General features: G+C 63.7%; 17 protein-coding genes. 15 read left to right on the top strand and 2 right to left on the bottom strand.

Translation table 11 applies throughout. The features are described 5' to 3' along the window. Window position 1: 1 nt before the first annotated feature. From secY to rplQ, 8 genes are all read left to right on the top strand, one after another. Window positions 2-1,336: a preprotein translocase subunit SecY gene (gene secY, locus RUGAMON1_RS27240; protein ID WP_445233464.1), complete on the top strand. Its 1,335-nt coding sequence runs from the start codon at window positions 2-4 to the stop codon at window positions 1,334-1,336. 18 nt (window positions 1,337-1,354) lie between these two features. After that, complete coding sequence (gene infA, locus RUGAMON1_RS27235) at window positions 1,355-1,573, top strand: translation initiation factor IF-1 (protein WP_005663428.1); 219 nt, start codon at window positions 1,355-1,357, stop codon at window positions 1,571-1,573. Window positions 1,574-1,603: 30 nt separating this feature from the next. Next, the gene (rpmJ, locus tag RUGAMON1_RS27230) at window positions 1,604-1,717 is read left to right on the top strand and encodes a 50S ribosomal protein L36 (protein WP_005663407.1); all 114 of its coding nucleotides are present in this window, start codon (window positions 1,604-1,606) and stop codon (window positions 1,715-1,717) included. A 27-nt stretch (window positions 1,718-1,744) separates the two neighbouring features. Further along, entirely contained in the window at window positions 1,745-2,110 is a 366-nt protein-coding gene (rpsM, locus tag RUGAMON1_RS27225) for a 30S ribosomal protein S13 (protein ID WP_019923475.1), read from the top strand. Between the two features lie 14 nt (window positions 2,111-2,124). Next, window positions 2,125-2,529 (top strand): 30S ribosomal protein S11, encoded by a 405-nt coding sequence (gene rpsK, locus RUGAMON1_RS27220; RefSeq protein WP_008444339.1) that lies wholly within the window; start codon window positions 2,125-2,127, stop codon window positions 2,527-2,529. Between the two features lie 224 nt (window positions 2,530-2,753). Then, window positions 2,754-3,377, top strand: coding sequence for a 30S ribosomal protein S4 (gene rpsD / locus RUGAMON1_RS27215; protein ID WP_008444341.1), 624 nt, complete (start codon window positions 2,754-2,756; stop codon window positions 3,375-3,377). Between the two features lie 110 nt (window positions 3,378-3,487). Next, entirely contained in the window at window positions 3,488-4,465 is a 978-nt protein-coding gene (locus RUGAMON1_RS27210; protein ID WP_008444343.1) for a DNA-directed RNA polymerase subunit alpha, read from the top strand. A 242-nt stretch (window positions 4,466-4,707) separates the two neighbouring features. After that, on the top strand, window positions 4,708-5,106 hold the full coding sequence (gene rplQ, locus RUGAMON1_RS27205; protein WP_026334876.1) for a 50S ribosomal protein L17: 399 nt from the start codon (window positions 4,708-4,710) through the stop codon (window positions 5,104-5,106). A 54-nt stretch (window positions 5,107-5,160) separates the two neighbouring features. Here rplQ and RUGAMON1_RS27200 read toward each other — a convergent pair whose 3' ends face one another. Beyond that, window positions 5,161-6,831: a M28 family peptidase gene (locus RUGAMON1_RS27200; protein WP_445233463.1), complete on the bottom strand. Its 1,671-nt coding sequence runs from the start codon at window positions 6,829-6,831 to the stop codon at window positions 5,161-5,163. 113 nt (window positions 6,832-6,944) lie between these two features. On the opposite strand from RUGAMON1_RS27200, the gene dsbD reads away from it, so the two are divergent. Next, on the top strand, window positions 6,945-8,915 hold the full coding sequence (gene dsbD / locus RUGAMON1_RS27195) for a protein-disulfide reductase DsbD (protein WP_445233462.1): 1,971 nt from the start codon (window positions 6,945-6,947) through the stop codon (window positions 8,913-8,915). A 5-nt stretch (window positions 8,916-8,920) separates the two neighbouring features. Here the strand turns inward: dsbD and RUGAMON1_RS27190 are convergent, their stop codons facing one another. Beyond that, window positions 8,921-9,418 carry a Spy/CpxP family protein refolding chaperone gene (locus RUGAMON1_RS27190; RefSeq protein WP_445233461.1) on the bottom strand — a complete coding sequence of 166 codons (498 nt, stop codon included), beginning with the start codon at window positions 9,416-9,418 and terminating at the stop codon, window positions 8,921-8,923. A 197-nt stretch (window positions 9,419-9,615) separates the two neighbouring features. Between RUGAMON1_RS27190 and RUGAMON1_RS27185 the strand changes: the two genes are divergently transcribed. The 6 genes from RUGAMON1_RS27185 (at window position 9,616) to RUGAMON1_RS27160 (ending at window position 19,189) form a co-directional block, all read left to right on the top strand. After that, window positions 9,616-10,344, top strand: a complete 729-nt coding sequence (locus tag RUGAMON1_RS27185) for a response regulator (RefSeq protein ID WP_116992802.1) — start codon at window positions 9,616-9,618, stop codon at window positions 10,342-10,344. Next, on the top strand, window positions 10,341-11,696 hold the full coding sequence (locus RUGAMON1_RS27180; protein WP_445233460.1) for an ATP-binding protein: 1,356 nt from the start codon (window positions 10,341-10,343) through the stop codon (window positions 11,694-11,696). Before RUGAMON1_RS27185 ends, RUGAMON1_RS27180 begins: the two co-directional genes overlap by 4 nt. Before the next feature lie 139 nt (window positions 11,697-11,835). After that, window positions 11,836-12,984: an efflux RND transporter periplasmic adaptor subunit gene (locus tag RUGAMON1_RS27175; RefSeq protein WP_445233459.1), complete on the top strand. Its 1,149-nt coding sequence runs from the start codon at window positions 11,836-11,838 to the stop codon at window positions 12,982-12,984. A 2-nt stretch (window positions 12,985-12,986) separates the two neighbouring features. Continuing rightward, window positions 12,987-16,133 carry an efflux RND transporter permease subunit gene (locus RUGAMON1_RS27170; protein ID WP_445233458.1) on the top strand — a complete coding sequence of 1,049 codons (3,147 nt, stop codon included), beginning with the start codon at window positions 12,987-12,989 and terminating at the stop codon, window positions 16,131-16,133. Window positions 16,134-16,204: 71 nt separating this feature from the next. Continuing rightward, window positions 16,205-18,100 carry an FAD/NAD(P)-binding protein gene (locus tag RUGAMON1_RS27165; protein ID WP_445233457.1) on the top strand — a complete coding sequence of 632 codons (1,896 nt, stop codon included), beginning with the start codon at window positions 16,205-16,207 and terminating at the stop codon, window positions 18,098-18,100. A gap of 252 nt (window positions 18,101-18,352) precedes the next feature. Continuing rightward, window positions 18,353-19,189: a hypothetical protein gene (locus RUGAMON1_RS27160; RefSeq protein ID WP_445233456.1), complete on the top strand. Its 837-nt coding sequence runs from the start codon at window positions 18,353-18,355 to the stop codon at window positions 19,187-19,189. The last annotated feature ends 14 nt before the right edge of the window (window positions 19,190-19,203 follow it).

Genomic DNA, 19,203 nt, shown 5'->3' with positions numbered 1-19,203 from the left:
ATTGGCGACTAATCCACAACTTGCTAAAAGTGCAGCGGCTGGTTTCCCTTGGGGCCGGCTCTGGTTCTTGCTTGGCGCATTGGTGGTTTATCGTATCGGCGCTCACATCCCGGTTCCCGGGATCGATCCGGTACAATTGGCCGCGCTGTTCAAGTCGCAAGAGGGTGGCATCCTGGGCATGTTGAACATGTTCAGCGGTGGCGCTCTCGCGCGCTTCACAGTCTTTGCGCTGGGTATCACGCCTTACATCTCGGCCTCGATCATCATGCAACTGGTGTCGATCGTCTCGCCGCAGATGGAAGCGCTCAAAAAAGAAGGCGAAGCAGGCCGACGCAAGATCACCCAGTACACCCGGTATTTCACGGTGGTGCTGGCAACGTTCCAAGCGCTGGGCATTGCAGTCGCACTGGAGTCGCAGGCAGGTCTGGTGCTGGATCCAGGCTATGCATTCCGTTTCGTTACGGTCGTTACGCTGTTGACCGGAACCATGTTCGTGATGTGGTTGGGCGAGCAAATTACCGAGCGCGGTCTCGGTAATGGTATCTCGATCATCATCTTCGCGGGTATCGCTGCCGGTCTGCCGGGCGCACTGGGAGGCCTGGCCTCGTCGGTGAGCAACGGTGCGATCGGCGCGTTCTCCGCGATCATCATCATGATCCTGGTTGTGGCGGTGACGTTCTTCGTGGTATTTGTCGAACGTGGCCAACGCAAGATTCTGGTGAACTATGCGAAACGCCAGGTGGGTAACAAGATTTACGGTGGACAGACGTCACACCTGCCATTGAAGTTGAATATGGCCGGCGTGATCCCACCGATCTTCGCTTCGTCGATTATCTTGTTCCCGGCAACGATCGTGGGCTGGTTCACGACGGGTGCCGATACGGCCAGCCCGGTCGTCCGGTTCCTGAAAGATTTGGCAGCTTCGATGGGGCCAGGCGAGCCCATCTATGAACTGTTGTACGCCGTTGCGATCGTGTTTTTCTGTTTCTTCTATACAGCGCTGGTATTCAACAGCAGGGAAACAGCGGATAACTTGAAGAAGAGCGGGGCCTTCGTGCCAGGGATACGTCCCGGTGAGCAGACAGCCCGTTACATCGACAAGATCCTGACACGTTTGACACTGGCCGGCGCCGTCTACATTACGTTGGTGTGTTTGTTGCCGCAATTCATGCAAGCCGAGTGGAAGGTACCATTCTATTTTGGCGGTACCTCTCTGTTGATTATTGTAGTTGTGACCATGGATTTCATGGCCCAGGTACAAAACTACGTGATGTCGCAGCAATATGAATCGCTGCTGCGCAAAGCAAATTTCAAGGGCGGAATTCCGACGCGATAAGCGCGGTAAACATACCGAATGGCAAAAGACGACGTCATACAGATGCAGGGCGAGATTCTTGAGAATCTCCCGAATGCAACATTTCGAGTAAAGCTGGAAAACGGACACGTGGTGCTCGGGCATATTTCGGGTAAAATGCGGATGAACTATATCCGCATTCTTCCTGGCGACAAGGTGACGGTAGAGCTGACACCTTACGACCTGAGCCGCGCACGCATCGTGTTCCGGACCAAGTAACTGTAAATCGAACCAAGAAGAGAGAGCAAAATGAAAGTTAACGCCTCAGTCAAGCGGATCTGCCGCAACTGCAAGATCATCAAGCGCAAGGGCGTTGTTCGCGTAATCTGCGTCGAACCACGTCACAAGCAGCGTCAAGGTTAATAACCGTTATTTATCGAGGAATAACGAATGGCACGTATTGCAGGGGTTAATATCCCCAATCATCAGCACACCGTAATCGGCCTGACGGCCATCTACGGTGTAGGCCGTCCACGCGCAAAGTTCATCTGCGCCGCAACGGGTATCGCGACCGATAAAAAGGTCAAGGATCTGGACGACAGCGAACTGGAAAAGCTGCGCGATGAAGTAGCTAAATTCATCGTCGAAGGCGACCTGCGTCGTGAGCTGTCCATGAACATCAAGCGTTTGATGGATCTGGGTTGCTACCGCGGTATGCGTCACCGTAAGGGCCTGCCGGTCCGCGGTCAGCGCACCCGCACCAATGCACGTACCCGCAAGGGCCCGCGCAAAGCCGCTCAATCGCTCAAGAAATAATCTAGGGAAATCACATGGCTAAGCAACAAAGCAGCGCAGCAGCAGCGCGCGTACGCAAGAAGGTCAAGAAGAACGTTGCCGAAGGTATCGCACACGTTCACGCTTCCTTCAACAACACCATCATTACCATCACCGACCGTCAGGGCAATGCTCTGTCGTGGGCGACCTCCGGTGGTGCTGGCTTCAAGGGTTCGCGTAAATCGACCCCGTTCGCAGCGCAGGTTGCGGCCGAAGCAGCTGGTAAAGTCGCAGTCGAATGCGGCGTGAAGAACCTGGAAGTGCGCATCAAGGGCCCTGGTCCTGGTCGCGAATCCGCAGTGCGCGCACTGAACAACCTGGGCATCAAGATCACCGAGATCCAGGACGTTACCCCAGTACCGCACAACGGCTGCCGTCCTCCAAAACGTCGTCGTATCTAATAGTCCGGTCGGCGGCGAAGTTCGCTTCGCCTCCTTCCGACTAGAAGAAATCGCTGGAGCAGGGGACCGGAAACGGTTATACTGCCCGGCTGTTGTCGCCTGTCGAACAACGTTCGGCGGGTTATTCGCATTTTGAGCCACCGTCTGGCCCACCCTGAGGATCAGACTAGCGCCTAACCATCGCAGGATGGCTGGGGCGTTATTATTTAAAAAAAGGAAGCATCGTGGCACGTTATATCGGACCTAAAGCAAAACTCTCCCGTCGTGAAGGTACTGACCTGTTCCTGAAGAGCGCACGTCGCTCGCTGGACAGCAAGTGCAAACTGGACGTCAAACCAGGCCAGCACGGCGTGAAATCGGGTGCCCGCACCTCGGACTACGGCAACCAACTGCGCGAAAAGCAAAAAGTTAAGCGTATGTACGGCGTTCTGGAACGTCAGTTCCGTCGCTACTTCGCAGAAGCCGACCGTCGCAAAGGCAACACCGGCGAAACCCTGCTGAAGCTGCTGGAAACCCGCCTGGACAACGTTGCATACCGCATGGGCTTCGGCTCCACCCGCGCTGAAGCGCGTCAGCTGGTATCGCACAAAGCGTTCACCGTGAACGGCCAAGTGGTCAACATCGCTTCGTACGTGGTCAAAGTCGGCGACGTCATCGCTGTTCGTGAAAAATCGAAAAAGCAAGTGCGTATCGTTGAAGCGCTGTCGCTGGCTGAACAAGTTGGCATGCCAGCTTGGGTGTCGGTCGATGCCAAGAAAATGGAAGGCACCTTCAAGTCCCTGCCAGAGCGCAATGAGATCGCCAACGACGTCAACGAATCGCTGATCGTCGAACTGTACTCGCGTTAATCTGTAGTCTAAGTAGCACCAAAACCCGCCCGCTGTGACCAGCGGGCGTTTTCACTAATGCCATCAGCCTTATCGGCCTAACGCGCCGAGGGTATTGAAGAGGACATTTCATGCAAAACAGTCTGTTGAAGCCACGTATTATCGATGTAGAGGCGCTGGGCGCCGGCCACGCTAAAGTAGTGATGGAGCCGTTCGAACGCGGCTATGGCCATACATTGGGTAATGCGCTGCGCCGCGTACTGCTGTCGTCGATGGTGGGCTACGCGCCGACCGAAGTGACGATCGCGGGCGTTGTACACGAATACTCGTCGCTCGACGGCGTGCAGGAAGACGTCGTTGACCTGCTGCTGAACCTGAAGGGCGTGGTCTTCAAAGTCCACAACCGTGACTCCGTCACCCTCACCCTGAAAAAGGAAGGCGAAGGCGCCATCCTGGCCTCGGACATCGATCTGCCACACGACGTGGAACTGATCAATCCGGACCACGTGATCGCCCACCTGACCGCCGGCGGCAAACTGGACATGCAGATCAAGGTCGAAAAAGGCCGTGGCTATGTTCCAGGTAACGTACGTCGCCTGTCCGAAGACACCAACAAGACCATCGGCCGCATCATTCTGGATGCATCGTTCTCGCCGGTTCGCCGCGTTTCCTACTTCGTCGAGTCCGCTCGCGTGGAACAGCGTACCGACCTGGACAAGCTGATCATCAACATCGAAACCAACGGCGTCATCTCGCCGGAAGAAGCGATCCGTCAATCGGCCCGCGTGCTGGTCGATCAACTGAACGTGTTCGCCGCCCTGGAAGGCACCGAAGCCGCTGCCGAAGCTCCTTCGCGCGCTCCGCTGGTCGATCCTATCCTGCTGCGTCCAGTGGACGACCTGGAACTGACCGTGCGTTCGGCCAACTGCCTGAAAGCCGAAAACATCTACTACATCGGCGACCTGATCCAGCGTTCGGAAAACGAACTGCTGAAGACGCCGAACCTGGGCCGCAAGTCCCTGAACGAAATCAAGGAAGTGCTGGCATCCCGCGGCCTGACCCTGGGCATGAAGCTGGAAAACTGGCCGCCTGCTGGTTTGGAAAAATAACAAATTGGGTGACAGTGCTGGACATCGCGCAGCGATGTTCTGCCCTGTTACCAACTGATTTGAGATTGGGTGGCAGTGCTGGACATCGCGCAGCGATGTTCGGTCCTGTTATCAACTGATTTGTAGTTGTAGTACCGCCCGGCGCGTGTTGTGCCGGGCGCATATCCCTAGAACCGGTCCGCGCTCCCCTTCAAACGTGAGCGATCGAAGAACTCGGATTTAAACACCTGAAAGGAAGTACCATGCGTCACCGTCACGGCCTCCGTAAACTGAATCGTACCTCGTCCCACCGTCTGGCAATGCTGCGCAACATGACCGTTTCCCTGCTGCGTCATGAAGCCATCAAAACCACGCTGCCAAAAGCTAAAGAGCTGCGCCGCGTAGTTGAGCCTATCCTGACCATGGGCAAGACCGACACCCTGGCTAACAAGCGTCTGGCATTCGCCCGTCTGCGCGATCGTGAAATGGTTCTGAAGCTGTTCGCAGAACTGGGCCCACGCTACGCAAACCGCAACGGCGGCTACCTGCGCATCCTGAAAATGGGTTTCCGTGTTGGCGACAACGCTCCAATGGCTTACGTTGAGCTGATGGACCGTCCAGAAGTCACCGACATCGACGCAGCGCCAACCGCTGAAGAGTAATCTTCGCCGTTGTCACCGTGTGATTAAAGAAAGCCAGGCTCTGCCTGGCTTTTTTTATTTCAGGCGTTGCTCGCCGGCCGCCTTGAACTCCGAGCCGGCGCTCCACGTCGGCGTCGCCCCCTGGGCGATGTCCAGCCCCACCTGGAACAGCAGCTGGATATCCTGCACGCCGCCGCGGAAGTCCCAGTCGCTGCGGACGTTGTCCGTCACCTGGTGGTAGTCATGTGCGACATAGCGGTCGACCACCTCGTGCGCATAACTGTCCGGCTGGTCCAGGAAGCGGCTGCGGGCCTTGGTGTACAGCACCGGCACGCCCACGCGCGCGAACTCCAGTTGGTCGGCGCGGTAGAAGCTGCCCAGCTCCGGCCGTGCATCCTTCGCCATCAACCGGCCCTGCGCGGCCGCATGCTTGACCAGCAGCTCGTCGATGCTGGAATGACCCGAGGTCACGTTCTCGATCTGCGCCGTCTTGCCCCAGGCGTTGATGCCGTCGATATTGATGTTGGCCACCGTCCGTTTGAGCGGATACAGCGGATGGGCCGCATAGTATTTCGCGCCCAGCAGGCCGCGTTCCTCGGCTGTGGTCGCCAGGAACAGGATCGAGCGCTTGGGCGCCTTCGGCAGCGCCTTGTAGGCCTTGGCCAGCGCCAGCAGCGCGGCGGTGCCGGACGCGTTGTCCAGCGCACCGTGATAGATCTGCTGCGTGCGCGTGCCCGGCAGGCGCTGGTCGATGCCCAGGTGGTCCCAGTGCGCGCTGTAGATCACGTATTCATGCTTGAGCTTGGGGTCGCTGCCCTCGATCAGGCCCAGCACATTGTTGGAATTGACGGTGCGCGCCGTGTTCGTCACCTTGAAGTCGGCCGTGCCCTTCAGGCTGACGGGGCGGAAGTCCTTGCTCAGCGCCTGCTGCTTGAGCGTGTCGAAATCGTAGCCGGCGGCCGCCATCATCTGCCTGGCCTTGTCCAGCTGGATCCAGCCCGGCACCGGCGGCGCATCGGGATCGGCGCCGTCGTGCAGCAGGCTGAACTGCTCGCCATTGCCGCCGCTGCGTACCACGTCCCACGGATAGGCGGCCGGCCTGGTCTCGTGGATGATGATGGCCGCCGCCGCGCCCAGCTTGGCGGCGATCTCGTACTTGTAGGTCCAGCGGCCGTAGTAGGTCATGGCGCTGCCCTTGAACATGGCCGGGTCCAGCCGGGACGGGTCTGCCGGATCAGGCACGGCCGGGTCGTTGATCAACATCAGGATGGTCTTGCCGCGCACGTCGACACCCTTGTAGTCGTCCCAGCCGTACTCGGGCGCCTGCACGCCGTAGCCGACAAACACGATCTCGGAATTGTCGACGCTGACGCTGGTTGGCTGGCTGGTCGAATGGGCCACATAGTCTTCCGGGAAATTCAGCGCCACCGTCTGGCCGCCTATCGTGTAGCTGAAGCTGGGCGTCGGTTGCAGGCCGCGCATCGGCACCGCCTGGGTCCAGCCGCCATTGGGATTGCCCGGTTTCAGGCCCAGCTTCTTGAACTGCTGCTCGAGGTAGGCCACGGTCTTGGCCTCGCCCGGTGACCCCGGCGCGCGGCCCTCGAAATCGTCCGACGCCAGCGTCCTGATATGGTCCAACAACTCCTGCGGCGACACGCTGGCCAGCGCCCTGGCGGGGGCTTGGGCGCATGCGGCGCCTGCGGCCAGCGCCAAGGCGGTAAACAGCAGGGGGCGTAGGGTAGTCATCGGCTGCTCCATCACGGGAAAGAGCCGAGTTTAGCAGGCTTTAAGACTGGCCTCAGGCGCAAAGAGTAGCCTCGGTGTACTATGCTGGTGCTCGTTTCGTTGAAAGAAAACTCATGCTTCGTATTGCCCGCCTGTTCGTGTCGCTGCTGTCGTTGATCGCCCTGCTGATGGCGCGTCCCGCGCTGGCCGACGACGGTTTCCTGGAGCCCGATGCCGCGTTCAGGTTCTCGGCCCGCATGGTCGACGGCCACACCGTGTCGGTCAGTTTCCAGATCGCCGACGGCTACTATATGTACCGCGAGCGCTTCAAGTTCAGCGCCAACGGCGCCAAGCTGGGCGCGCTGTCCATCCCGGCCGGCACCGTGCACTTCGACGAGACCTTCCAGAAGAACGTCGAGACCTACCGCAAGACCGTCACCATGACGCTGCCGGTGGAGGGCGAGGGTCCGTTCACGCTGATGGCCGTGGGGCAGGGCTGTTCGGACAAGGGCCTGTGTTACGCGCCGCAGGATTACAAGGCATCGCTGGTCGCCAGCGGTTCGGTGCCGTTGCCGGCCGCACCGGCCGGCGCCAAGCCTGCCGCCACCACCGCCGCCACCACCGCAACCGCAACCACGCCCATCAACGCCACGGCGGCGCCGCTGACCGTGCTGCCGGCTGCGAGCGCACCGGCCGCCAGCGCAGCACCGGCAGTCAGCGCCACGGTAGGCGAAGGCAAGCCCGCGCCCGTGACGCCGGGCGTCACCATCCGCGCCATCCCGATGCCGACCGCCACCATCCTGCCGCCGCTGAACCCGCCTGCGGCAGTCGTGCCGGTCAGCGATTCCGGCCATCTTGAAGCGGCGCTCAAATCGGGCAAGCTGCTGGTCATCCTGCCGTTGTTCGCCTTGCTGGGCCTGGGGTTGTCGTTCACGCCGTGCGTGCTGCCGATGGTGCCCATCCTGTCGTCGATCATCGTCGGCGAAGGCGCCAGCAGCAGTCGCGGACGCGGCCTGCTGTTGTCGGTCACCTATTCGCTGGGCATGGCCATTGTCTACACCGCGCTCGGCGTCGCCGCCGGCCTGGCGGGCGAGGGGCTGGCCGCCGCGCTGCAAAACCCGTGGGTGCTGGGCGCCTTCGGCCTGCTGATGGCGGCGCTGTCGCTGTCGATGTTCGGCTTCTACGAGCTGCAAGTGCCGGCCGCGCTGCAATCGAAACTGAGCACGGTGTCGAACCGCCAATCTTCCGGCAAGCTGGCCGGCGTGTTCGTGATGGGCGCGATCTCGGCGTTGATCGTCGGTCCTTGCGTGGCCGCGCCGCTGGCCGCCGCGCTGGTCTACATCAGCCAGAGCCGCGACATCGTCATCGGCGGCAGCGCCTTGTTCGCGATGGCGGTCGGCATGAGCGTGCCGTTGATGCTGGTTGGCGTCTCGGCCGGCGCCTTGCTGCCGCGCGCCGGCATGTGGATGGACGCGGTCAAACGCTTCTTCGGCGTGCTGATGCTGGCGATGGGCTGGTGGCTGGTGTCGCCGGTGCTGCCGCCTGCGGTGCAGATGATGGGCTGGGCCGCGCTGCTGGTCGGCTACGGCATGTACCTGCTGATGAATCGGGGTAAGTGGGTGGCCAAGTCGGCCGGCGTCATCGTTGCCGTGCTGGGCCTGATGCAACTGGTGGGCGTGGTCAGCGGCGGCCGCGATCCGCTGGCGCCGCTGGCCCATCTGACCGGCGGCAAGCATGTAGCGCCGCTGGCCTTCCAGCGCATCAAGACCGTGCAGCAGCTCGACGCCGTGCTGGCCAGTACAGCCGGCGGCGGCAAGACCGCCATATTGGACTTCTACGCCGACTGGTGCGTGTCCTGCAAGGAAATGGAAAAACTGACCTTCGTCGACCCGCAAGTGCGCGCCCGGCTGGCCAACAGCGTGCTGCTGCAAGTGGACGTGACCGCCAACGACGCCGACGACAAAGCCATGCTGAAGCGCTTCGGCCTGTTCGGCCCGCCGGGCATCATCCTGTTCGACAAGCAAGGCAAGGAAATCGACGGCGCCCGCGTCATCGGCTTCCAGGATGCGGCCAAGTTCACCGCATCCCTGGCGCGACTGAACTAAGCAGCTCAGCCGCGGTGGCCGTGCCAGCCGCCGCGCGGACCGGCGTGGCCGCCATGCGCGCCGCCCATGCTGTGGTCGTCGAAGATGGCTTTCTGCTCGGCCGTCAGCTGGCTGTAGAACGCCGTCAGCGCGGCCAGGTGCGCTTCCATCTTGGCCTGGTGCTGCTTGCTCAGGTCGAGCATCTTGGCCATGCGGTCCGGCGCCGACATCTTGGCGATGGCCGCGCGGTCCGGCAAGGTGCCGCCGGTCGCGGCCGGCGCGATGGCCGCCTGGTAGGTGGCCCAAGCCGATTCCTGCTGGGCCGTCAGCTTCAGCAGATCATGCATCTTGGCCTGGCGCTTGGCGAACATCTCCGCCATCTTGGCCTCCATCTGTTCCTTGTTGACAGCGGCGCCGTGGCGGCCGGCCGGCGGCGCCGAATTGTCCACCTGCGCCTGGGCCTGCGCGGCCGCCATGCCCAGCACGGTAAAACCGATCAATATGCTTTTGCGTAAGACGTTCATGGTCGTTCCTCTATCATTGAAAGTTAGGTATCGCGATGCGGTGGGCACCGCGCTTGAATGCATAGTGGCAGCGCAAGGTTGCCGCCAAGTTTCGCGGGGCGGGGATTTTGTATCCAGATGTTTCGCCCCTAGGGGGATATACAAGACGATACAATTGGTGATTGGTCACGCGCTGTCTAACTGGGGATAATTAGCACATGGAACCCACATCAACTATCTTGATCGTAGACGACGATCGCGACATCCGCACCCTGCTGGCCGACTACCTCGAATCGAATGGCTATCGCGCCCTGTGCGCCGCCGACGGCACCGCCATGTGGAAGCTGCTCGACGAAGGCCGGCCCGACCTGGTGGTGCTCGATCTGAACCTGCCCGGCGACGACGGCCTGACCCTGTGCCGCAAGCTGCGCGCCCACTCCACGCTGCCCGTGATCATGCTGACCGCCCGCAACGAACCGCTGGACCGCATCCTCGGCCTGGAAATGGGCGCCGACGATTACCTGCCGAAACCGTTCGAGCCGCGCGAGCTGCTGGCGCGCATCCGCAGCGTGCTGCGCCGCAGTAACGCGATGCCGGTCGGCAGCGGCGCCGAGAAGGCGCAACAGCTGCGCTTCTCCGGCTGGACGCTGGACCTGACCGCGCGCCACCTGCTCAACCCGGACGGCATCGTCATCATGCTGTCGGGCGCCGAGTTCCGCCTGCTCAAGGTCTTCCTCGAGCATCCGAACCGCGTGCTCAACCGCGACCAGCTGCTCAACCTGACCCAAGGGCGCGACGCCGATCCCTTCGACCGCTCGATCGACATCCAGATCAGCCGCCTGCGCCAGAAGCTGGGCGAGGACGCCCGCCTGCCGCAAATCATCAAGACCGTGCGCAACGGCGGCTACGTGCTGGCCGGCACCGTCACCGTGGAGCCGCAAGCTTGAAAGCCTTCTTCGGATCGATGACCGGGCGCGTGTTCCTGATACTGCTGCTCGGTATCGTCGCCTCGGCGGCGCTGACCCAGTGGCTGGCGGTGGGCGAGCGCACGCGCGCGTTGGAACGCTACCGGGACTTTCACGCGCTGGAGCGTGCCGAACAGTTGATCACCACGGCCGACGTGCTGCCCGAAGCCTCGCGTCCCACCTACCTGCGCATGGCCAACCGCGGCACCGTCCGGCTGGAAGCGACCAGCGTGCCGCTGACCACCGCGCTGCCGCCGACCGAGTTTTCCGCCTCCTTGCAGCAGCGCCTGGGCGGCGGCCTCAAGCTGGGGCCGCTGGACGAACATCCGGCCGCGTGCGACCTGCCGCGCAAGAGCAACAACATCTTCGCGCCCAGCCAATGGCGCGGCACCTGCGAGACCATGAACGTCCAGCTGCACGACGGCCAGGTGCTCAAGCTGTCCGTGCTGCCGCCGCGCGCGCCGCCGCCGTCGGGCCATAGCGAACTGATGGCCATACTGCCCTTCCTGTTCAGCATTGCCGCGCTGGCCTACCTGGTCACCCGCATGACGGTGCGCCCGCTCAAGCAGCTGGCGCAGGCCGCCAAGGACCTGGGCAACGACATCAACCACGCGCCGCTGGTGCTGAGCGGCGCGGCCGAGATCCGCCAGGCCAGCGCCGCCTTCAACGCCATGCAGGCGCGCATCCGCCAGCACATCATGCAGCGCACCCAGATGCTGGCGGCCATCACCCACGACCTGCAAACCCCGCTGACCCGTCTGCGGCTGCGGCTGGAAAAAGTCGGCGACCAGGAATTGCAGCAGCGCCTGATCGACGACCTGTCGGCGATGCAGCAGATGGTCAAGGAAGGCCTGGACCTGGCGCGCAGCATGGACACCACCGAAACCATGCAGGCGCTGGACCTCGACTCGCTGCTCGACAGCGTCTGCAGCGACGCCACCGACGGCGGCCAGCAGGTCGAACTGCGCGGCCGCGCGGCGATGGCGCTGATGGGCCGGCCGCTGGCGATACGCCGCTGCCTGGTCAACCTGATCGACAACGCCGTCAAGTACGGCCACTACGCCAACGTCACCGTCGAGCGCATGGTGGGCGCGGCCCGCATCCGCATCCGCGACGGCGGCCCCGGCATCGACCAGGACCAGATGGCGCGCGTGTTCGAACCGTTCTACCGCATCGAAACCTCGCGCTCGCGCGAATCGGGCGGCACCGGCCTGGGCCTGACCATCGCCCGCAACATCGCCGAGCAGCACGGCGCCAATGTCATGCTGTCCAACCACGCCGAAGGCGGCCTGGAGGTCACGTTGATCGTGCCCGAATATTACGCCGGCGCCTAAACCCCGCGCCCAATTCCCGCCCGGAAAAAAGCGCCCGCCGATGGCCACGGCGCGGTTTCCCCGGCAAATACTATGCGACAATATTCCGCCTGATGCAGGGCGGCAATGTTTTTCGACAGTAAACCTAGTTCAAAAAATAATGAAAAAATCTTCCTTAGCATTCCTGGTCGGCGCCATCGTGGTGGCAGGCGGCGGCGTCTGGTACGCGACGCACTCAACGGCCGAACAGCCGAAAACCGCCAGCGGCGCGGGCGCACAAGGCCCGACCACCGTCAGCGTCATCGCGCCGGTGCGCCAGGATGTGCCGGTGGTGCTGCAAGCGAACGGCACCGTCACGCCGATCAGCACGGTGGACCTGCATCCGCAAACCACCAGCACCATCGCCAAGGTGCACATCAAGGAAGGCCAGTTCGTCAAATCGGGCGAGCTGATGTTCACGCTGGACGACCGCAGCGAGCGCGCCAATGTCGACAAGGCCCAGGCCCAGGTCGCGCGCGACCAGGCCGCGCTGGCCGACTACGAACGCCAGTACAAACGCTCGACGGAGCTGCTGGCCAAAGGCTTCATCGCCCAGGGCGCCGTCGACACGCTCAAGAGCCAGGTCGATTCGGCCCGCGCGCTGCTGCAGTCCGATGTCGCCGCCGCCCGCTCGGTCGGCGTCGACGCCAGCTACACCGCGATCCGCGCGCCGATGAACGGCCGCGTCGGCGCCATCAACGTCTATCCGGGCAGCCTGGTGCAGCTGGCCACCTCGCTGGCCACCATCACCCAGCTCGACCCGATCACGGTATCGTTCACCTTGCCGGAGTCGGCGCTGGCCGGCCTGCTGCAGGCGCAGCGCGAGGGCGCGGTGCCGGTCAAGGTGGTGCAGGGCAACGCCGACAAGGAGATCAGCGGCGCCCTGAGCTTCATCGACAACACCGTCGACCCGGTCGCCGGCGTGATCCGCGTGAAAGCCCAGTTCGACAACAGGGACACCCGTTTGTGGCCGGGCCAGTACGTCAACACCAAGCTTATCTCGCAGGTGTTGAAAGACGCCATGGTGATACCGCAAAACGCCATCATCAGCAACACCCGCGGCACCTTCATCTACGCGGTCGACGCCGACCAGTCGGCCAAGGTGGTCAACATCAAGCGCCTGTACGCGTTCGGCGAAAGCGCCGCCGTGTCCGGCCTGAGCGGCAACGAGAAAGTCATCGTCGACGGCAAGCAGAACCTGCGGCCGGGCGGCAAGGTGCGTATCGCCGGGGCCGACAAGCCTGCCGATGCGACCAAACAGAAAGGCTGAGCATGAACCTTTCCGAGTTATGCATCCGCCGCCCCGTGATGGTGGTGCTGCTGTCGCTGAGCCTGATACTGGCCGGCGTGCTGTCGTACTTCTACATCCCGGTCGCCGCGCTGCCGAGCTACAACACCCCGGTCATCAACGTCTCGGCCGACCTGCCGGGCGCCGCGCCGGACACGATGGCCTCGTCCGTCGCGCTGCCGCTGGAAAAGCAGTTCTCCACCATCGCCGGCCTGGCGCTGATCACCTCCACCAACACGCTGGGCAACTCCTCGCTGACGCTGGAGTTCGACCCCAGCGTCAACGTCAACGAAGCGGCGGTCGACGTGCAGGCGGCGCTGCTGCGCGCCCAGCGCCAGTTGCCGATCGAGATGACCGACCTGCCGTCCTACCGCAAGGTCAACCCGGCCGACGCGCCGGTGCTGTTCATGACCATGAACTCGCCGTCGCTGACCCTGGCCGAGCTGAACGACTACGCCGAAAACCTGATCGCGCCGTCGCTGTCGACGCTGCCGGGCGTGGCGCAGGTGAGCGTCAACGGCCAGAAGCGTTTCGCCGTGCGGGTGCGCGCCAAGTCCGAGCTGATGAACGCCCGCAACCTGACGCTGGATGAATTGCAGCAGGCGATCAAGTCGGCCAACGCCAACACGCCGCTGGGCATCCTCGACGGCCCGAGCCAGACGCTGACCATCCAGGGCAACGCCCAGCTGATGAAGGCCTCCGAATTCGCCGAGCTGATCGTCGCCCAGCGCAACGGCCAGCCGGTGCGCCTGAAGGACGTGGCGACGGTGGAGGACAGCTTCCAGTCGGTCAAGACCGCCGGCAGCTACAACGGCGAGCGCTCCATCGTGCTGCTGGTGCAGCGCCAGCCGGACGCCAACACCGTGCAGGTGGTCGACGGCGTGCGCCGCCTGCTGCCGCGCTTCAAGAACCAGTTGCCGGCGTCGATCAACATCAACCTGGTCAACGACCGCTCGGTGTCGATCCGCGAAGCCATCCACGACGTCAACCTGACCCTGCTGCTGACCATCTTCCTGGTGGTGCTGGTGATCTTCCTGTTCCTGCGCCGCGCGGCCGCGACCTTCATCCCGGCCATCACGATGCCGATCTCGCTGCTGGGCGCGCTGGCCCTGCTGTACGCCTTCGGCTACAGCCTCGACAACGTTTCCCTGCTCGGCATCACGCTGGCGGTCGGCCTGGTGGTGGACGACGCCATCGTGGTGTTGGAGAACATCGTCCGCCACATCGAGCTGGGCAAGAAGCCGCTGCAAGCCTCGTTGATCGGCGCCAGGGAGATGGGCTTCACCATCATCTCGATCTCGGTCTCGCTGGTGGCCGTGTTCATTCCGATCTTCTTCATGCCGGGCGTGATCGGGCTGATGTTCCATGAATTCGCCGTGGTGGTGGCGCTGTCGGTGCTGGTGTCGGCCGCGGTGTCGCTGATGCTGGTGCCGATGCTGGCTAGCCGCCTGCTGCCGGCCGACGCCATCGATCCCGAGCACGACAAGGGCGGCTTCATCGGCCGCTGGTTCGAGGCCGGCTTCACCGCGCTGCGCAACGGCTATGTGCTTACGCTGGACATCGCGCTGCACCACCGCTACATCGTGCTGGCGGCGGCGATCGGCACCTTCGCGCTGACGGCGGTGCTGTACATCACGATACCGAAAGGCTTCTTCCCGGAGGAAGACCTGGGCCAGATCCGCGTCAACACCGAAGCGTCGGAAGACATCTCGTCGGCCTCGCTGATGGACTTGCAGGAGCGCGTGGCGGCCGTCATCAAGGCCGATCCGAATGTGCAGGACGTGACCTCCTTCGTCGGCGGCGGCAACAGCGGCCGCATGTTCCTGGTGCTCAAGCCGCGCGGCCAGCGCCAGAAAATGCCGCAGGTGCTGGACAGCCTGCGCAAGGCCACCAAGCAGGTGGCCGGCATCTCGGTCTACCTGAGTCCGGTGCAGAACCTGCAGCTGGGCGGACGCCAGTCCAAGAGCCGCTACCAGTACACGCTGCAATCGGTCAGCCCCGGCGCGCTCAACGACTGGGCGCAAAAATACCTCGACAAGCTGCGCGCCGATCCCGAGTTCCGCGACGTCACCAGCGATTCGCAGAACAAGGGCCTGCAGGCCTCGCTGAAGATCGACCGCGACAAGGCCAACAACCTCGGCGTGGCCATCGGCGATGTGCGCACCGCGCTCTACCTGGCCTTCGGCGAACGCCAGGTGTCCACTATTTATTCGCCGGCCGCCAGCTACTACGTGATCCTGGAGGCGGCCACCGCCGACCGCCAGTTCGACGATGCGCTGACCCGTATCTCGGTGCGCAACAAGAGCGGCAACCTGGTGCAGCTGTCCAGCTTTGCCACGGTCGAGCGCACCATCGGCCCGACCGCCGTCAACCACCAGGGCCAGCTGCAGGCGATCACCTTGTCGTTCAACCTGGCGCCGGACGTCCCGCTGGGCAAGGCCACCGCCAAGATCGACCAGATGGGCATGGACATGCATTTGCCGCCGTCCATCATCACCAACTACGGCGGCGACGCGGCGGTGTTCCAGAGTTCGCAAAGCAGCCAGCTGATCCTGATCATCGCCGCGCTGGGCGTGATCTACGTGCTGCTGGGCGTGCTGTACGAGAGCTACATCCACCCGCTGACCATCCTGGCCGGCCTGCCGTCGGCCGCGGTGGGCGCCTTGCTGACCTTGCGCCTGTTCAACCTGGACCTGACGATGATCGCCATCATCGGCATCCTGATGCTGATCGGTATCGTCAAGAAGAACGCCATCATGATGATCGACTTCGCGCTGCACGTGCAGCGCAACGAAGGCCGCACCCCGGCCGAGGCGATCCGCGAAGCCTGCGTGCTGCGCTTCCGCCCGATCATGATGACCACCATGGCGGCGCTGATGGGCGCCTTGCCGATCGCGCTGGGCCTGGGCGCCGGCGCCGAGCTGCGCCAGCCGCTCGGTCTGGCTGTTGTTGGCGGCCTGATCTTCTCGCAAGTGATCACGCTGTACATCACGCCGGTCATCTACCTGTTCCTCGACAAGTACAGCGGCAGCGGACCGATGAGCGACGCCGAGCTGGTCGCCGGCGACGTCCCGGCCGCCGACGGTGTGCACGCCGTACCACTGAAGGCCGTGAACACGGTGAAGCATTGAGCGGTAGCAAGTTGCTTTAAAGACCGTTTCTTTATCATGGGCAAGTTGACCACGATAAAGGACGGTTGCCCATGAAACGCTACAGTGTCACCATCATCGGCATGGGCCCGCGCGGGCTCAGCGCTTTTGAGCGCATCGCCGCCATCGCCGCCAGCCGCCAGCTGCCGCTGGACCTCCACCTGATCGAACCGGGCGACTGCGGCCCTGGCGTGCACGGCACGCGCCAGCCGCAGCACCTGCTGATCAACACCATCGCCAGCCAGGTCACGCTGTTTCCCGCGCCCGGCGCGGTGCAGTACCCGCCGGTGTGCGCCACGCCCTCGCTGACGGCGTGGGCGCGCCAGGCCGGCTACCGCCGCGTCGGCGAGCGCTACTATCAACTTGGCGACCACGGCGGCGCCGACATCACCGAAGCGGACTACCTGCCGCGCAGCCTGCTGGGCGAATACCTGGCCTGGGCCTACCGCCAGATCGCCGCCGCGCTGCCGTCCAGCGTGCGCCTGAGCCACCACCGCCTGCGCGCGCGCGACATGTGGCGCCTGCCCGACGGCAGTTGCGCCGTCGAGCTCGACACCGGCTACCTGGTGCACAGCGATTTCGTCTTCCTGACCACCGGCCACAGCCGCAATCAGCCCAGCGAGCTGGACGAAAAGCTGGCCCAGTTCGCCCGCGAGCATGCGCGCCACAACAGCCGGTTGGCCTTTGTCCGCCATGCCTATCCGCTGGAGCAGCTCAACGGCATCGGCGCCGGCGCCCGCGTCGCCATCCAGGGCCTGGGCCTGAGCGCGCACGACATCATCGCCGAGCTGACGGTGGGGCGGGGCGGGGTCTTCGTGCGCGGCGAGCACGGCTTGCGCTACCAGCGTTCCGGCGGCGAGCCGCAGCTGACCCTGTGCTCGCGCAACTGCCTGCCGGCCGCCGCGCGCGGCGTCAACCAGAAGGGACTGGACGGCCGCCACCAGCCGCACTATTTCACGCCGGACGCGGTGGCCGCGCTGCGCCGCCTGGCGCTGGTCTCGCGCGGCAGCCGCCAGCTGGACTTCGAGCGCGAACTGCTGCCGCTGCTCAAGCGCGAAATGGCCTGGGTCTACCGCGGCACGCTGGCCGGGGCGGTCCCGGATCCCGCCGGCTTCGTGCTGACGGCGGAAGACGATGCGCTGATCGACCAGCTGCTGTTCCCGCTGCGCGGACGCCAGTTCGCCACCCTGGACGCGTTCCGCGCATTCTTCGACGGCTGGCTGCGCGAGGACCTGGCCGAAGCAAAACTGGGCAATGTTGGCAGTGCGATCAAGGCCGCCACCGACGTGCTGCGCGACGTGCGCGCCAGCTTGCAGGCGGCGATCGAGCATGGCGGGCTGACGCCGGCTTCGCACCGCCAGTTCCTCGAGCTCTACCACCCGGCCATCAACCGCAGCGCCTTCGGGCCGCCGCTGCGGCGCAACCAGGAACTGCTGGCGCTGATGGACGCCGGCGTGATCGAGATCCAGTCCGGGCCCCACAGCAGCATCGAGCTCGACGAGCGCAACGCGTGCTACGTGCTGAGCACGCAATTCGGCGGCGAGGTCGTCCGACACGCGGTCGATGTGTTGCTGATCGCCCGCCTGGACGGCTTTTTCCCGGCCAGCGACGATTCCTTACTCATCCGTAATATTCTCAAAAGAGGCCTGGCGCGGCCGTATTTCAACGGCAGTTTCCACCCCGGCGGCCTCGACATCGACCCCGCCGGCCGGCCGCGTGACGACTTCGGCCAGCTTTCCCGCAACCTGTGGGCGCTGGGCTACCTGGTCGAGGGGGCGCACTACTACACGCACGCCTTGCCCCGGCCGCAAATGCGCTCGCGCCAAGTGCTGGACGCGGACCGCAGCGTGCACGCCATGGTGGCCCTGATGGACGCCATCCCCCAGCCCGACATCCGCCACGCGGCCGCCCCGGCCCCCTCGGCGGCGTTGCGCCACGTCACTTTGTGAAGCCGATTGATACATACGGTAACACCCGTCAAGACACGGAACTTGTAAGCTGTTCCTGATAAATTCCCTGGAGCGCACGCGCCGCTGTCCGGCGCGTTATCATGGCCTTGCACAGCGGTTCCCAAAACGGTGGGACTCTGGCACTATGGCCGCATTTTGTCGACTTCGTTCCAACCAAGGTTTGCTATTTTGCATCACGATTCCCATTTACTCTCTGCAAATTCCGAATATTGCGAAACTTGCGGCCAGCGTTTGCCTGAGGCTGGGGAGCGGTTCGCCGCGTGGGATCGTAAGTCGCAGTCCAACCGGATCGGCGTCGGCATTTCCATCGCCTTGCACTTGCTGGGCGTGCTGTACTACTTCCTTTCGCCCACGCCGAAGACCACCCATTCCGCGCCGCCCAAGGGCGGGGTGATGGTCTACATCGCGCCGCTGCCGGACAAGCCGCAGAACAAGCCGCAGCAGAAGAAACCCGAAGTGTCCAAGGCCACCAAGCCGCCGCCGCCGCGCAAGCAGGTCGCCACCAAGGACGCGCCGGCCGCCATCCGTCCCAAGCTGGAGACCTATGTGCCGCCGGTGCAGGCGACGATGACGCCGCCGCCCGAACAGGACATGTCCGAGATGATCGCCAAGCGCCGCGCCGCGCGCGAGGCCAACAACCCGCAACCGGCGCCGAGCGCCCCGGCCGAGAGCGACGCCGAGCGCTCGCTGCGCATCGCCAAGGGCAACATCGCCGGCGCCCAGGGCCGCACCAGCGGCGCCGACAAGGACGACACCGGCGGCATCTTCCAGGTCGACAAGAGCTACCACAGCGCCGACGTGAAGTTCCGCGGCTGGAACACCAACTTCAAGCGCCGCTGGCTGCAGCAGATCCACGTCGAGCAGGGCGCCGAGCAGGATATCGAGACCGCCGTGGCCAAGGAAATGGTCAAGATCATCCGCAAGGAAAAGCCGGGCGATTTCGAATGGGAATCGCGCCGCCTGGGCAAAGTGGTGACGATGAGCGCCCGCAAGGAAGACGAAAAGGAGCTGATCGCCTTCTTGCTGAAGGAAATGTTCCCCGAGTACGCGCGCGGCGCCGGGCGCTGATTTGCCAAAAAACT

This window comes from Duganella rhizosphaerae (assembly GCF_040364205.1).
Classification (GTDB): domain Bacteria; phylum Pseudomonadota; class Gammaproteobacteria; order Burkholderiales; family Burkholderiaceae_D; genus Rugamonas; species Rugamonas rhizosphaerae.
Note: the sequence above shows the minus strand (reverse complement) of the source record. Positions and strands in the feature narration are given on the sequence as shown.

Coding starts and splice junctions, on each gene's coding strand:
- RUGAMON1_RS27185 (WP_116992802.1), top strand. CDS start 9,616: ATGGAACCCACATCAACTATCTTGATCGTAGACGACGATCGCGACATC.
- RUGAMON1_RS27170 (WP_445233458.1), top strand. CDS start 12,987: ATGAACCTTTCCGAGTTATGCATCCGCCGCCCCGTGATGGTGGTGCTG.
- rplQ (WP_026334876.1), top strand. CDS start 4,708: ATGCGTCACCGTCACGGCCTCCGTAAACTGAATCGTACCTCGTCCCAC.
- infA (WP_005663428.1), top strand. CDS start 1,355: ATGGCAAAAGACGACGTCATACAGATGCAGGGCGAGATTCTTGAGAAT.
- dsbD (WP_445233462.1), top strand. CDS start 6,945: ATGCTTCGTATTGCCCGCCTGTTCGTGTCGCTGCTGTCGTTGATCGCC.
- rpsM (WP_019923475.1), top strand. CDS start 1,745: ATGGCACGTATTGCAGGGGTTAATATCCCCAATCATCAGCACACCGTA.
- RUGAMON1_RS27165 (WP_445233457.1), top strand. CDS start 16,205: ATGAAACGCTACAGTGTCACCATCATCGGCATGGGCCCGCGCGGGCTC.
- RUGAMON1_RS27200 (WP_445233463.1), bottom strand. CDS start 6,831: ATGACTACCCTACGCCCCCTGCTGTTTACCGCCTTGGCGCTGGCCGCA.
- rpsK (WP_008444339.1), top strand. CDS start 2,125: ATGGCTAAGCAACAAAGCAGCGCAGCAGCAGCGCGCGTACGCAAGAAG.
- RUGAMON1_RS27175 (WP_445233459.1), top strand. CDS start 11,836: ATGAAAAAATCTTCCTTAGCATTCCTGGTCGGCGCCATCGTGGTGGCA.
- rpmJ (WP_005663407.1), top strand. CDS start 1,604: ATGAAAGTTAACGCCTCAGTCAAGCGGATCTGCCGCAACTGCAAGATC.
- RUGAMON1_RS27190 (WP_445233461.1), bottom strand. CDS start 9,418: ATGAACGTCTTACGCAAAAGCATATTGATCGGTTTTACCGTGCTGGGC.
- RUGAMON1_RS27210 (WP_008444343.1), top strand. CDS start 3,488: ATGCAAAACAGTCTGTTGAAGCCACGTATTATCGATGTAGAGGCGCTG.